Annotated in this window: 14 protein-coding genes; 10 read left to right on the top strand and 4 right to left on the bottom strand. The window is 66.4% G+C overall.

The features are described from left to right. The first annotated feature begins 51 nt into the window (after positions 1 to 51). The 3 genes from GVL61_RS21185 to GVL61_RS21175 all read left to right on the top strand — a co-directional run bounded on the left by GVL61_RS21185 (position 52) and on the right by GVL61_RS21175 (position 2045). Positions 52 to 384: a LapA family protein gene (locus GVL61_RS21185; RefSeq protein WP_159982652.1), complete on the top strand. Its 333-nt coding sequence runs from the start codon at positions 52 to 54 to the stop codon at positions 382 to 384. After that, a complete protein-coding gene (pyrF, locus tag GVL61_RS21180) occupies positions 381 to 1058 on the top strand; it encodes an orotidine-5'-phosphate decarboxylase (protein WP_159982650.1) in 678 nt (225 codons plus the stop codon). Before GVL61_RS21185 ends, pyrF begins: the two co-directional genes overlap by 4 nt. 237 nt (positions 1059 to 1295) lie before the next feature. After that, entirely contained in the window at positions 1296 to 2045 is a 750-nt protein-coding gene (locus tag GVL61_RS21175; protein WP_159982648.1) for an SIMPL domain-containing protein, read from the top strand. 142 nt (positions 2046 to 2187) lie between these two features. Here the strand turns inward: GVL61_RS21175 and GVL61_RS21170 are convergent, their stop codons facing one another. Then, a complete protein-coding gene (locus tag GVL61_RS21170; protein WP_159982646.1) occupies positions 2188 to 2610 on the bottom strand; it encodes a DUF4019 domain-containing protein in 423 nt (140 codons plus the stop codon). 136 nt (positions 2611 to 2746) lie between these two features. Between GVL61_RS21170 and GVL61_RS21165 the strand changes: the two genes are divergently transcribed. Beyond that, entirely contained in the window at positions 2747 to 3391 is a 645-nt protein-coding gene (locus GVL61_RS21165) for a phosphoribosylanthranilate isomerase (protein WP_159982644.1), read from the top strand. A 146-nt stretch (positions 3392 to 3537) separates the two neighbouring features. Here GVL61_RS21165 and GVL61_RS21160 read toward each other — a convergent pair whose 3' ends face one another. Beyond that, positions 3538 to 4005 (bottom strand): outer membrane protein, encoded by a 468-nt coding sequence (locus GVL61_RS21160; RefSeq protein ID WP_159982642.1) that lies wholly within the window; start codon positions 4003 to 4005, stop codon positions 3538 to 3540. A 293-nt stretch (positions 4006 to 4298) separates the two neighbouring features. Between GVL61_RS21160 and trpB the strand changes: the two genes are divergently transcribed. Genes trpB through GVL61_RS21140 form a run of 4 tightly spaced genes read left to right on the top strand, consistent with a single transcriptional unit; the run spans position 4299 to position 7883 of the window. Then, the gene (trpB, locus tag GVL61_RS21155; protein ID WP_159982640.1) at positions 4299 to 5540 is read left to right on the top strand and encodes a tryptophan synthase subunit beta; all 1242 of its coding nucleotides are present in this window, start codon (positions 4299 to 4301) and stop codon (positions 5538 to 5540) included. Beyond that, a complete protein-coding gene (locus tag GVL61_RS21150) occupies positions 5537 to 5788 on the top strand; it encodes a hypothetical protein (protein ID WP_159982638.1) in 252 nt (83 codons plus the stop codon). The genes trpB and GVL61_RS21150 overlap by 4 nt, the downstream gene beginning before the upstream one ends. Beyond that, positions 5788 to 6564, top strand: a complete 777-nt coding sequence (trpA, locus tag GVL61_RS21145) for a tryptophan synthase subunit alpha (protein WP_159982636.1) — start codon at positions 5788 to 5790, stop codon at positions 6562 to 6564. The genes GVL61_RS21150 and trpA overlap by 1 nt, the downstream gene beginning before the upstream one ends. 2 nt (positions 6565 to 6566) lie before the next feature. Further along, positions 6567 to 7883, top strand: coding sequence for a folylpolyglutamate synthase/dihydrofolate synthase family protein (locus GVL61_RS21140; RefSeq protein WP_159982634.1), 1317 nt, complete (start codon positions 6567 to 6569; stop codon positions 7881 to 7883). A 56-nt stretch (positions 7884 to 7939) separates the two neighbouring features. Here the strand turns inward: GVL61_RS21140 and GVL61_RS21135 are convergent, their stop codons facing one another. Continuing rightward, positions 7940 to 9271, bottom strand: a complete 1332-nt coding sequence (locus GVL61_RS21135; RefSeq protein ID WP_159982633.1) for an MFS transporter — start codon at positions 9269 to 9271, stop codon at positions 7940 to 7942. A 116-nt stretch (positions 9272 to 9387) separates the two neighbouring features. On the opposite strand from GVL61_RS21135, the gene GVL61_RS21130 reads away from it, so the two are divergent. Both GVL61_RS21130 and rsmD read left to right on the top strand, forming a co-directional pair. Continuing rightward, the gene (locus tag GVL61_RS21130) at positions 9388 to 11163 is read left to right on the top strand and encodes a pseudouridine synthase (protein WP_159982632.1); all 1776 of its coding nucleotides are present in this window, start codon (positions 9388 to 9390) and stop codon (positions 11161 to 11163) included. After that, positions 11160 to 11717, top strand: a complete 558-nt coding sequence (gene rsmD / locus GVL61_RS21125; RefSeq protein WP_159982631.1) for a 16S rRNA (guanine(966)-N(2))-methyltransferase RsmD — start codon at positions 11160 to 11162, stop codon at positions 11715 to 11717. Before GVL61_RS21130 ends, rsmD begins: the two co-directional genes overlap by 4 nt. Before the next feature lie 50 nt (positions 11718 to 11767). Here rsmD and GVL61_RS21120 read toward each other — a convergent pair whose 3' ends face one another. After that, positions 11768 to 12397, bottom strand: a complete 630-nt coding sequence (locus GVL61_RS21120) for a hypothetical protein (protein WP_159982630.1) — start codon at positions 12395 to 12397, stop codon at positions 11768 to 11770. Between the last annotated feature and the right edge of the window lie 101 nt (positions 12398 to 12498).

Here is a 12498-nt window from a genome sequence, read left to right as displayed (position 1 = left end):
AATTTTCCCGCCTAGCATCGGGCGTTTCCGCGGGGGAGAGCAGGAGGAAAAATGCAGATCATCCGCACTATAACGTGGATCGTCGTCACCGCAGTCCTGGTCGCGTTCGTCGCCATGAACTGGAACCGGGCGCCGGTGAACTTCTGGCCGCTCGACAACGGCAACTACATCCATTTCGACTGGCCGGTCGGCTTTGTGGCCCTGCTGTTCTTCGGCCTGGGCATGCTGCCGGTATGGGCATACCTGCGCGCCGTACGCTGGCGCCTGAACCGCCGTATCGCCAGCCTCGAAAACTCGCTTCGCGCCACCTCCGTGCCATCAATGGCACCGGAAGCCGCACCCGCCATTTCACTCGAAACTCCGACGGATCTCACGAAGTCATGAACCACAATCCCGTCTACCTCGCTCTCGACCTCCCCCGCCTCGACGCTGCAGAGGCGCTGGCGCGCAAGGTTGCGGGCCATATCGGCGGGATCAAGCTGGGACTGGAATTCTTCTGCGCCCACGGCCACCACGGCGTGCATGAATTGCACAAGCTTGGGCTGCCGATCTTCCTCGACCTCAAACTGCACGACATTCCCAATACGGTTGCCGGGGCGATGCAGGCGATCCACGTGTTGCAGCCCTCGATCGTCACCATCCACGCCGCCGGTGGCCGCGCCATGATGGAAGACGCCAAGGCCGCCGCAGGGGAAAACTGCAAGGTCGTCGCCGTCACCGTTCTAACCAGCCTCGATGGGGACGATCTCGCCGCCATCGGCGTCAACGACGAACCCCATGCACAGGCACTGCGCCTGGCGGACCTCGCCCACTCGGCAGGGCTCGACGGCATTGTCTGCTCGGGCCACGAAGTCGGCGCCGTACACAAGCAGTGGAAGGACGGCTACTTCGTCGTTCCCGGCCTGCGCCCTTCAGACGGCAAGATCGGCGACCAGAAGCGCACCGTCACTCCGCGCGAAGCCCGCGACGCCGGTGCCAGCGTTTTGGTAATTGGGCGGCCGATTACCCGCGCCGAGGATCCGTTGGCTGCGGCCAGGGCGATTGAGGGTACTCTCTAAGGTTCAGGGGAAAACCTGGGGCCGTTGCCCCAGGCCCCTTCAGGGTCGAAATCATGCGCGGCCCATCGATTTCGCACTCAAGGTAAGCTGGGCGTGCAGGCGGCACCCATGTTCCTTTGCCGTTACTCCCTCACTCCACTTACCTTAACCAAGCCTCGCCCTGCCGTTCAGCACGCCGCAACCTGCGCGCCTCCAGATCGTTGCTCCGAGATACCAAACTATGGAGTGCGACCCATAATGAAATCCCTCAGCCTGCTTGCGGCAACTACCCTTGGTGCTGCGATTATCCCTTCTGCCCCCGCGCTCGCCCAGCAGGCCGTGCCTGCGATCGAGACCGGACACACCTTGCTGACGGTAAACGCTCAGGGCTCCTCCACGCGCGCCCCTGACCTTGCCAGCTATACCGCAGGCGTGACCACCCAGGGCGCAACTGCCAGCGCTGCGCTCTCGGCCAATTCGGCGCAGATGACGCAGGTGATCGCCGCGCTGAAGCGTGCGGGGATCGCCGACCGCGATGTCCAGACCAGCAATCTCAGCGTAAACCCCGTCTACGCACAGCCCAAGCGCCTGCCCGACGGCAATTTCGAAGATGGCCCTCAGAAGATCGTCGGCTATCAGGCCAGCAACAACGTCTCGGTTCGCCAGCGCAAGCTCGCCGACATGGGCAAGGTGATCGACGCGCTCGTGGCGGCGGGCGCGAACCAGGTCAACGGCCCGAACTTCGCTCTCGACCAGTCCGACGCGGCGCAGGATGAAGCGCGCGTCGAGGCGATGAAGACCGCCCGTGCGCGCGCTGACCTCTATGCCAAGGCATCGGGACTGCGGGTCGCGCGGATCGTGTCCATCAGCGAAAGCGGCGGATTCTCGCCGCAGCCAGCCATGTACATGCGCAAGCAGGCCATGGACGTTGCCGCCGCCGCGCCGGTCGCGGCGGGCGAGCTTGAGATGAACGTCAACGTCACGGTTCAGTTCGAACTGGCGCCGTAACAACGGCGACGGTTCAAAGCCCTACCCCGCCGTCCCTGCGCAAGCGGGGATTGCGCAGACCTTCAAAACGGCGCCACCGTCAGGTCAGCGCAGCCCCCGCAAGAGGGGGCGGCGGGGGATCGGGCATCACAGATGCCCGGCTTCAATTCATCATCATGTCCTGCGACTGGATATTGTAGCCGACCAGCGTCAGCTTATCCGCATCGCCTTTGCGGAAGACGAACTGCTCCGTACCGGTGCCATGCTCGAACGTGGCCTGCGTCGTAACCGTGACGAAGCTGCCTCCGGTGGTCGCATTCGCATTCCAGCCAACCTGCTGGCTCGACTTCACCTTGCCCAATTTTCGATGGACGGCATCGAGCAGCTTGCCGAACTGGTCGCGGCTGGTGGCCTTGCGCAGTTCCGGGTCCGCCCCGGCCCAGAGCGCCTGCCAGTTGCCCGCATCCAGCGACTGGTGGAAGCGTCCTACTTCGACCTCCGCTTCCTTGATCGAAGCCTGCACGTTGCAACCGGCCAGCATGGCCGCCGCCGTCAGCGGCATAAGATAGCGCCCCAGTCTGTTCACTCATGTCCCTCCTCGATCCGCGATGCCTCAATCTAAAGGCCCGGGCGCACAAGCCAACAGGCATTGCAGCCTTGTCATGGAGCGCTAGATAGCACCTTCGCGCGCCGCTCCTTGGCGCCATACGAGGCGAGCTTTCATGCCCACTGCGGCGATCAAGATCTGCGGTATCAGCACTCCCGATGCGCTGGAGGCAGCCATCAAGGGCCGCGCCTCGCATATCGGACTGGTGTTCTTTCCTCGCAGCCCGCGCGCGGTGACCCCGGCCGAGGCAGCGCAGCTTTCCGCGCGGGCCGAAAGCCGAATCGGCCGCGTCGGCCTATTCGTCGATGCCGACGACGCCGCGATCGGCGATGCGATGGGCGCCGCACGCCTCGACGCAATCCAACTCCACGGCGAGGAAACGCCCGAGCGCGCCGCCCAGCTTCGCGCCCGTTTCAACGTGCCGGTGTGGAAGGCCCTGCCCGTCGCCAGCGCCCGCGACGTGGAGCGCGCAGCGGCCTACACCGATGCGGTGGACCTCATCCTGTTCGACGCCAAGACGCCCAAGGGCGCGCTGCCGGGCGGCATGGGCCTCAGCTTCGACTGGAGCCTCATCACGCACTGGAAGGGGCCCATCGCCTGGGGACTCGCCGGCGGCCTGGACCCTGCGAACGTGGCGGAAGCGATCCGCCTGACCGGCACGCCGCTGGTCGATACCTCCTCAGGCGTGGAGAGCGCCCCCGGCGCCAAGGATGATAACCGTATCGCAGCGTTCTGCCGGGCTGTGCGCGAGGCTATCTAAAACAATCGCCGTCATCCCGGTGAAGGCTGGATGACGATGACGTGCAAAGCGAACGCCCGTGCGTTGCAGCCCCTCCCCCGCCACGAACAAGAAAGGGCGGCCCGTTTCCGGACCGCCCTTCCTGGCTTACACTGCTTACGCAGCGATCAGAACTTGACGCCCACGCCCACGAGGCCGCGGTCGGCGTCGGGGGTGTTGTCGCCGATCAGCAGGTGCTGGTACTCGGCCTTCAGGTAGTAGCGCGAGCCAACGTCCTGCTGGATGCCGCCGCCAACGCCAACTGCGCTGTTGCCGTAGCGGGTGTTCTTGGACTGCCAGTCAGCAAGGGCATAAGCCTTGGTGCCCGGACGGACCTTGACGCCAACACGGCCGCCAGCGCCCCACGAAACGCGGGTGTTATCGGTCAGCACCTTGTCGGCCGAACCCTGGACACCCACAAAAAGCGTGTCGCCGAGATCGTAATCGTAACCGGCGGCGATACCTGCGGTTGCGTCGCTGTCGCTGCCGTTCCAGATCACGCCGCCACGCGCTTCGACGCGTGCTTCGTTGGCCAGAGCGGGAGTGGCGGCAGCAATCGATGCAACCGCAGCGAGCGAAACAAGTGCAATACGCATATTCTAAACTCCAGTATTTTTTGGTCCCGCCCCTCAGCGGGAGACGGCCCCCTGCCCGCCGGAACCTTGCGTGTAAATGAACGAAAATTTCCTCATAACGGTCAAAACGTCACAAAACTGCCGCTTAGAGACACTATGATGCTTTTGACGCATTTCAGTTGCATTGTTTGCAATTGAAACATCGCCCGTTCGCCCCCATCGCCAGTACAGCGCAGGCACCGGGAAGCCATCGCACAGCCTTTGGCACAAAGTCGTCTGGACAAGCGCCGGGGCCTCTGCCAAGCGCCAGTACCATGACAGCCCAACCGCCCGTGAACAGCTTGCGCTCCCTTCCCGACGAGACCGGCCACTTCGGCCAGTTCGGGGGACGGTATGTCGCCGAAACGCTGATGCCGCTCATCCTCGACCTCGAGAAGGAATACCGCAGGGCGCAAGGCGACCCGGCATTCCAGGCCGAATTCGACGACCTGCTCAAGAATTTCGTGGGACGGCCCAGCCCGCTCTACCCCGCGCCGCGCATCACCGAGCATTTCCGCGCGCTTGCACCTGAGGGCAAAGGCCCGAAAATCTACTTCAAGCGCGAAGACCTGAACCACACCGGCGCGCACAAGATCAACAACTGCGTCGGCCAGATTCTGCTGGCCATGCGCATGGGCAAGACCCGCATCATTGCCGAGACCGGCGCGGGCCAGCACGGCGTCGCCACCGCCACGGTCGCAGCGCGCTTCGGCCTGCCCTGCGTGATCTTCATGGGCGCCAAGGATGTTGAGCGCCAGAAGCCCAACGTCTTTCGCATGAAGCTGCTCGGCGCCGAGGTGCACGCCGTCACCAGCGGCGCGGAAACCCTGAAGGACGCCATGAACGAGGCGCTGCGCGACTGGGTCGCCAACGTCCACGACACGTTCTACATCATCGGCACCGCAGCCGGCCCGCACCCGTATCCAGAACTGGTCCGCGACTTTCAGAGCGTGATCGGCAACGAGACCAAGGCGCAGATCCTGGAGGCAGAGGGCCGCCTGCCCGACATGCTAGTCGCAGCAGTGGGCGGCGGATCGAACGCGATCGGCATGTTCCACCCCTTCCTCGACGATCCCGATGTCGCCATGGTCGGCATCGAGGCGGCCGGCCACGGCATCGAGACCGGCGAGCACGCCGCCAGCCTCGCCGGCGGCAAGCCCGGCATCCTGCACGGCAACAAAACCTACCTGCTGCAGGACGAGGACGGCCAGATCACCGAAGCGCACTCGATCAGCGCCGGCCTGGACTATCCCGGCCTTGGCCCGGAGCATTCCTGGCTGCACGAAAGCGGCCGCGTGCGCTACGTGCCGATCACCGACGATCAGGCGCTGGAAGCCTTCCAGCTGTGCTGTGCCCTCGAAGGCATCATTCCCGCCCTCGAAAGCGCCCACGCGCTTGCCGCCCTGCCCCAGCTCACCGCCGAGATGGACGAAGACAAGATCCTCGTCGTCAACGTCTCGGGCCGCGGCGACAAGGACATCTTCACCGTCGCCGAGGCGCTGGGGTTCGAGCTTTGAAGAAGGGCGGGTGGCAGCGGTCACTGATCGACGCCGCCCTGCTCTGGATGGCGGTGTTCCCGGCGATCCGCGTGCTTGCCGACCTTGTGAAGGCGCGCTCGTTCGATCTTTCCGGCGCCGGGTATTTCTGGGCCTTCGCCTTCCGGGGTGACTGGAGCCACATCGCCGTCAGCCTCGCCTATCTCGCATTCTTCGTCGCCGTAACGGCCGCCCTGCTTCGCTATTCTGGAAAGACGCTGTTTTCCTGATGACACGCTTCGAAACCGCTTTCGCCAAGGGTCCGGCCCTCGTCTGCTTCATCACCGGGGGCGACGGTGACACCGCCGCCAACCTCGACGCGCTGGTCGCGGGCGGAGCCGACGTGATCGAACTGGGGATGCCCTTCACCGATCCCATGGCCGATGGCATGGCGATCCAGGAAGCGAACCTGCGCTCCTTCGCGGCCGGCACGAAGACCGCCGATATCTTCGCGATCGCCACCGGCTTTCGCGCGCGCCACCCGAACGTGCCGCTGGTACTGATGGGCTATGCCAACCCGATGACGATTCGCGGTTCGGAATGGTTTGCGGACGAATGCGCCAAGGCCGGTGTGGACGGCGTAATCTGCGTCGACATTCCGCCCGAGGAAGACGCCGAAATCGGCCCGGCCCTGCGCGCGAAAGGCGTTTCGCTGATCCGCCTTGCCACCCCCACCACCGACACCGCGCGCCTTCCCGCCGTGCTGGAGGGGTCTTCGGGCTTCCTCTACTACGTCTCGGTCGCGGGCATCACCGGCCAGCAGCAGGCTGCGCAAAGTTCGATCGAGGAAGCCGTGGCCCGCCTCAAGGCCGCTGCCACGATCCCCGTCGCGGTCGGCTTCGGCGTGCGCACGCCCGAACAGGCCGCCGCCATCGCCAGGGTTGCGGACGGCGTGGTCGTTGGCTCCGCGCTGGTCGATCTCGTCAAGCAGCACGGCAAAGACGCGCCCGGCCCGCTCCAGGCGCTGACCTCGGCGCTGGCGCAGGCGGTACACTCGGCGCGCTGAACGTGAAGGACTTCGCGGTGTCGGACGCGCCCGCCGTACAGGCCCAGCTCGACCGCCTCGCCGCGTTGTCCCTGCCGCAGGGGCGGCTTGGGCTGGACACGGTCCGCACCCTGCTGGCGCGGCTGGGCGACCCTCACCTTGCCATTCCTCCGGCGTTTCATGTCGCGGGCACCAACGGCAAAGGCTCGACCTGCGCTTACCTGCGCGCGATCCTCGAAGCGCAGGGTTACCGCGTCCATGCGATCACCAGCCCGCATCTGGTCCGCTACAACGAACGCATCCGCATCGCCGGCGAACTGGTCAGCGACGACGAACTGGCTGCATTGCTGGGCGAAGTCCTCGACGCGGCAGACGGCCTGGACGTCAGCTTCTTCGAAACCACCATCGCCGCCAGCTTCCTCGCCTTCGCGCGGCATCCGGCGGATGTCTGCGTGATCGAGGTGGGCCTTGGCGGCCGGTTCGATGCCACCAATGTCCTGCCCGCCCCGCTCGCCTGCGGGATCGCGACGCTGGGCATCGACCACGAACGTTTCCTCCTCGCCCCCGACCACGGCGTACCCACCGAGCCGCTGGCACGAATCGCCTTCGAGAAGGCCGGCATCCGCCGCCCTCACGTGCCGCTGGTGACGCAAGCCTATCCGGCAGACGTGGTGGCCGTGCTGCAATCCCTGGCCGCCTCCGAGGACGTGCCCCTCTACTTGCGCGGCGAGGCCTGGAATGCGCAGGCCACCAGCGATGCCCTATGGTTCGAGGACGGCGCCGGATCGCTGACCCTGCCCTTGCCCCGCATCCCCGGCGCGCATCAGGCCGACAACGCCGCCCTTGCCGTCGCCATGCTGCGGCGCCAGCAGGTGCTCACCATCGACCCTGCAAGCATGGCCGCCGGCATCCGCGCCGCGCGCTGGCCTGCACGGATGCAGCTTCTGGGCGATGGCCCGCTTACCCGGCTTGTGCCCGGTACGGCGGTATGGCTCGACGGCGGCCACAACCGCGATGCGGGCCTTGCACTGGGGAAGTTCCTCGAAGAACAGGAAATCGCGGCACACCTCGTCCTCGGCATGATCGCGGGCAAGGATCCCGGCGCCCTGCTCGATCCGCTGCACCGGCTGGTCGAAAGCGTGACGCTGGTGCCGGTGCCCGGCCACGAGTGCCTGCCGCCCGAGGCTTTCGCCCAGTGGGCGCCTGAAGCGGCGAGTGCGCCCGATGTGGCGACGGCGCTGCGGGAACTGGAACAGCGTAATCCGCGCGCGGTGCTGATCGCGGGTTCGCTCTACCTTGCCGGCGCAGTGCTGCGCGGCAACGGCGAAATGCCGGACTGAAGACACCGGGCTGGAAAAGCGCGTCGCCCCGGATCAAGTCCGGGACGACGGCATCTTCAAGCGATGGCTTCTTCCTCCGGCTCAATCTCACCAGCAGAGCCCATGGCCTGATCGACCAGCCCGGTCCGGCTCATCCACCAGAACAGCACCATGCCCGGCAGCGAGGCTACCGTCGTCAGCAGGTAGAAGTTCACATACCCCAGCGCCTCGATCAGCGCGCCCGCCGTGGTGCCGGTCAGCAGCCGCCCCACCACGCTCGCCGCCGCCGAGATCAGCGCATATTGCGAAGCCGTGTAGCGCAAGTCGCACAGCGCCGAGAAATAGGCGATCACCACCACGCCGCCATAGCCGCTGGCGATGTTCTCGAACCCGATCGCCCCGGCCATGCCCCAGTTGCTGTGCCCCGCCGCCGCAAGCGCCGCGAAGCTGAGGTTCGACACGCCCATCAAGACCAGCGAGATCATCACCGAACGCTTCAGGCCCAGCCGCGCATAAGCGACTCCGCCGATGAACACGCCGATCATGTAGGCCCAGAAACCCAGCCCGATATCGTAGATGGCGATCTCGTCGTTGCTGAAGCCGAGGTCGTCGAACAGCAGGCGGAACGTCAGGTTCGCCAGCGTATCGCCGATCTTGTGGACGAGGATGAACAGCAGCACGAGAAACGCGCCGTTGCGCCGGAAGAACTCCCCGAACGGCCCGACAATGGAGGCCCAGACTTCGCCGACGCCCTTTTTCTCGACCACCACCTTGCGGCGTTCCGGCTCACCGAGGAACAGCGCAGCCAGCATTGCGGGAAGCGCGAACATGGCGCAGGCCATGTAGCCCACGCTCCACCCGTACCGCGCCGAAAGCACCAGCGCCAATGCGCCCGCGCCCGCCGAGCCGATGCGCCAGCCATACTGGCTCATGCCCGATCCGGTGCCGAGCTGATACGGCTTGAGCGTCTCGATACGGTAAGCGTCGATGACGATGTCGAAGCTGGCACCCGCCACGCCCACCAGTACGGCGGCGACTACGGTGGCCTGCAAGGCATCGCGCGGATCGACCAGCGCAAGGTTGATGACGGCGGCCATCACCGCCACCCCGCAGACCAGCATCCACGAAACGCGCTGCCCCAGCCGGCCGATCACCGGCAGGCGAACCCCGTCGATGATCCAGGCCCAGAACACCTTCAGGTTGTAGACGAGGAAGGCCAGCGTGAAGGCAGTGACGACTTTCTTATCGATGCCGTCCTGCGCCAAACGCGTGGTCAGCGTGGCGCCGATCATCGCGTAAGGGAAGCCGGAGGACAGCCCGAGCATGAACGCAGCAAGCGATTCCCGTTCGAAATACGGCTTCACCGAGCCCCAGACGCTGCGACGCTCAACACTGCTATCGGCGCCCACGCCTGTCTCCTTGATGTCACTTAGGTGCCGTTAAGGCGTAGTTACGGTCAACTTAGCGGCGCTGGCCGCGAAGGGAAGGCTGGATGAAGCGGCGATCAACAGGTATGGGCGCTCGAATGTCCAAACCTCCCAGCAAGTCCGGCGGCCCAGGCCGCGGCCGCAATTCCGGCGGCTCATCCCGCGATGGTTCCTCTTTCGGAGGCTCCTCGTCCGGGGGAGATCGCGGAAGATCGCCCCGCAGCGGCGGCTCCGACGGCGGCGGATCGCGCTATAACGGCGTTTCGCGCGGCGATGGCCCGCGTGGCGGCGGCGGTGGCGGCGGTTCCCAGGGTGGTGGCTCGCGCTACAACGGCGGATCGCGCGGCGATTCTCCGCGCGGTGACGCACCTCGGGGCGGCGGACGCGGCGCGTACTCGCGTGATGGCGGCCCCCGTGAAGGTGGGCGCGACAGCAGCTACCGCAGCGTCGGACGCGATGAAGCCGCACGCGGCAGCGGTTCGCGCGGCGGCTACACCCCGCGCGATGGCGGCGGACGTAGCGGCGCACGCGAGGAAGCCCCGCGCAGCGGCGGCCAGCGCGGCACCTACTCGCGCGACGGCGGCCCTCGCAGCGATGCCCCTCGCGGCGGCCCGCGTGACAGCTTCCCCCGTGACGGCGGTTCGCGCGGTGCGCCGCGTGATGCAGCTCCTCGCGACCGGGCGCCCCGCGACGACGCGCCCCGCAGCAGCGGCCCGCGCGATTACTCGCCGCGCGGCACATATTCGCGCGATTCGGCGCCCCGTGACGGCGCTCCCCGTGGCGGCGGCCGTAGCGATGGTCCGCGCGCTACCTATTCGCGCGGCGCCCCGCGTGACGACCGCTACGGCGACAAGCGTGAAAACCGCTACGGCGGAGGCGGCGGACGCAGCGACGGCCCGCGCACCGGCGGCCGCCCGATCGCCCGCCCCGGCCCGGCCCCGCGCGCCAAGGCGCCGACGGCCAAGGACCCCACGCTCCCCGTCCGCGAAGGCGAGCGTATCGCCAAGCTGCTCGCCCGTGCCGGCGTTGCCAGCCGCCGCGAAGTGGAGCGCATGATCATCGAGGGCCGTGTGCGGCTCGGCGACGATCTGATCGAGACGCCCTCTACCGTGCTGACCAGCCTTGCCGGCGTCACCGTCGACGGCAACCGGGTCGCCGCGCCGGAAGGCACGCGCCTGTTTCTGTTCCACAAGCCCGCCGGCCTCATCACTGCCGAGCGCGACATGGCCGGTCGCCCGACGATCTACAGCGCGCTTCGCAACGCCCTGCCGGACGGCGCAGGCCGTGTCATGCCGATCGGCCGACTCGATCTCAACACCGAAGGCCTGCTGCTGCTGACCAACGACGGTGAGTTCAAGCGCCAGCTCGAACTGCCCGCCACCGGCGTGCCGCGCACCTACCGCGCGCGTACTTTCGGCGATATCACGCAGAGCCGCCTCGAAGAGCTGATGGAAGGCATCGAGGTCGACGGCGTGATCTATGGCCGGATCGACGCCAACATGGAGCGCCGGACGGGGCGCAACCAGTGGATCGAAATGACCCTGACTGAAGGCAAGAACCGCGAAGTCCGCCGCGTTCTGGAAGCGCTGGACCTGCAGGTCAGCCGCCTGCTGCGCGTCTCCTACGGCCCGTTCCGCCTGGGCGACCTGCCCAAGGGCGCGGCCGGCGAAGTGTCGCAGAAGGATCTGGAAACCTTCCGCCGCACCCTAAAGGAAAACGAGGCTAGGGAAGCGAACGCCCGCGCCGTCGACGCCAGGAAAGCCGCCGAGGCCGGGGACGAAGACACTGGCACCAGCGAAGATACCGGCGTGGACGAGGATATCCCCGCAATCGAGGATATCTCCGCAATCGAGGCCGAGGAGGGCGAGGATTGAGCGCCAACCTTCGCATCATCGCGGGTGAATGGCGCGGCCGCAAACTGGCCGCGCCTGCCGGCGACACGACCCGCCCCACCGCCGACCGCACCCGCGAGACGCTGTTCTCGATGCTGGTGAGCCGGCTGGGCGCGTTCGAGGACCTCAAGGTCGCCGACCTGTTCGCCGGATCGGGCGCGCTGGGGCTTGAGGCCCTGTCGCGCGGGGCAGCGCATTGCCTTTTCGTGGATCAGGACGCCGCTGCGATCCGCGCGATTCGCGCCAACATCACAGCTTTGCGCGCCCAGCCGCGTTGCGACGTACGCGCCAGTTCAGTGCTCTCGCTGGGTCCGGCGAAGGAGCCGCTCGATCTCGTGCTGCTCGACCCGCCTTACGATACCGGCGCGGGCGCGGTGGCGATCGACAAGCTCGCCCGGCTCGGCTGGATCGGCGAGGCCACTCTGGTCGCCCTCGAGACCGGCAAGGGTGAAGCGTTTTCGATCAAAGGCTTCGAGACCGAAACCGAGCGCGATGTAGGCAAAGCCCGCCTACACCTGCTGCGCCGGATCGGCTGAATAATTCCGTCGTCCCGGATCAGGTCCGGGACGACGAACCCGTCACGTTCTCACTTACCGCCGCGATTGACGCAGCTGTCGGTCACCGTCTTGCTGCACTTGGGGTATTTCTTGTCCATCGCGGTCGCCGGCGGCGGGGTCAGCGCGCCCTTGTAGGGGCCGCCCTGATAGTTCTCGTCGGCGGGCATTGCCGGACGCGCGGCCTGCGAGGCATTCTGTGGGTCCGGCACTCCGGCGGTCGGCATCCCCTCACCCGGAGGATTAGCCTGTCCCATCGGAGTGGCCGGCGTTTCACCCTTCATCTGCTGGACGATAGAGTTCCACGCCATCTGACGCTGTTCGGGCGTCATCTTGTAGATCTGGCCGCGCTGCTCGCCCGTCAGCGCCCAGTAGCCCTTCTGCTGCTCAGGATCGAGCGTCCAGTAATAGACCTTGTAGTCGTTCGGCCACGAGGCATAGTCGGCCTTCTGCTGCGACGTCCAACCGTCGTGCATGGCCTGCTGCTCGGCCGTGAGGGGAGCGCCTTGCGACGGCGGCATTGCGGGGGTCGGAGCGCCCGACGGATCGGCAGACATTTCCGATGGCATTGCGGGATCCGTGGGGGCACTTTGGGCCTGAATGGCAGCGGGAACCGCCAGCATGGCGAGCACGGCGCATCCTGAAAGTAACAACTTACGCATTATCACTCTCCGTTTATTATTATTGCTGACGAAACGACGCACGCCGCCGGGGAATGTTCCGTAGCTGCGACGAAGCGGGCTTGCACCGCGACGCTCCGTTC

This window comes from Novosphingobium sp. 18050 (assembly GCF_902706195.1).
Taxonomy (GTDB): domain Bacteria; phylum Pseudomonadota; class Alphaproteobacteria; order Sphingomonadales; family Sphingomonadaceae; genus Novosphingobium.
Note: the sequence above shows the minus strand (reverse complement) of the source record. Positions and strands in the feature narration are given on the sequence as shown.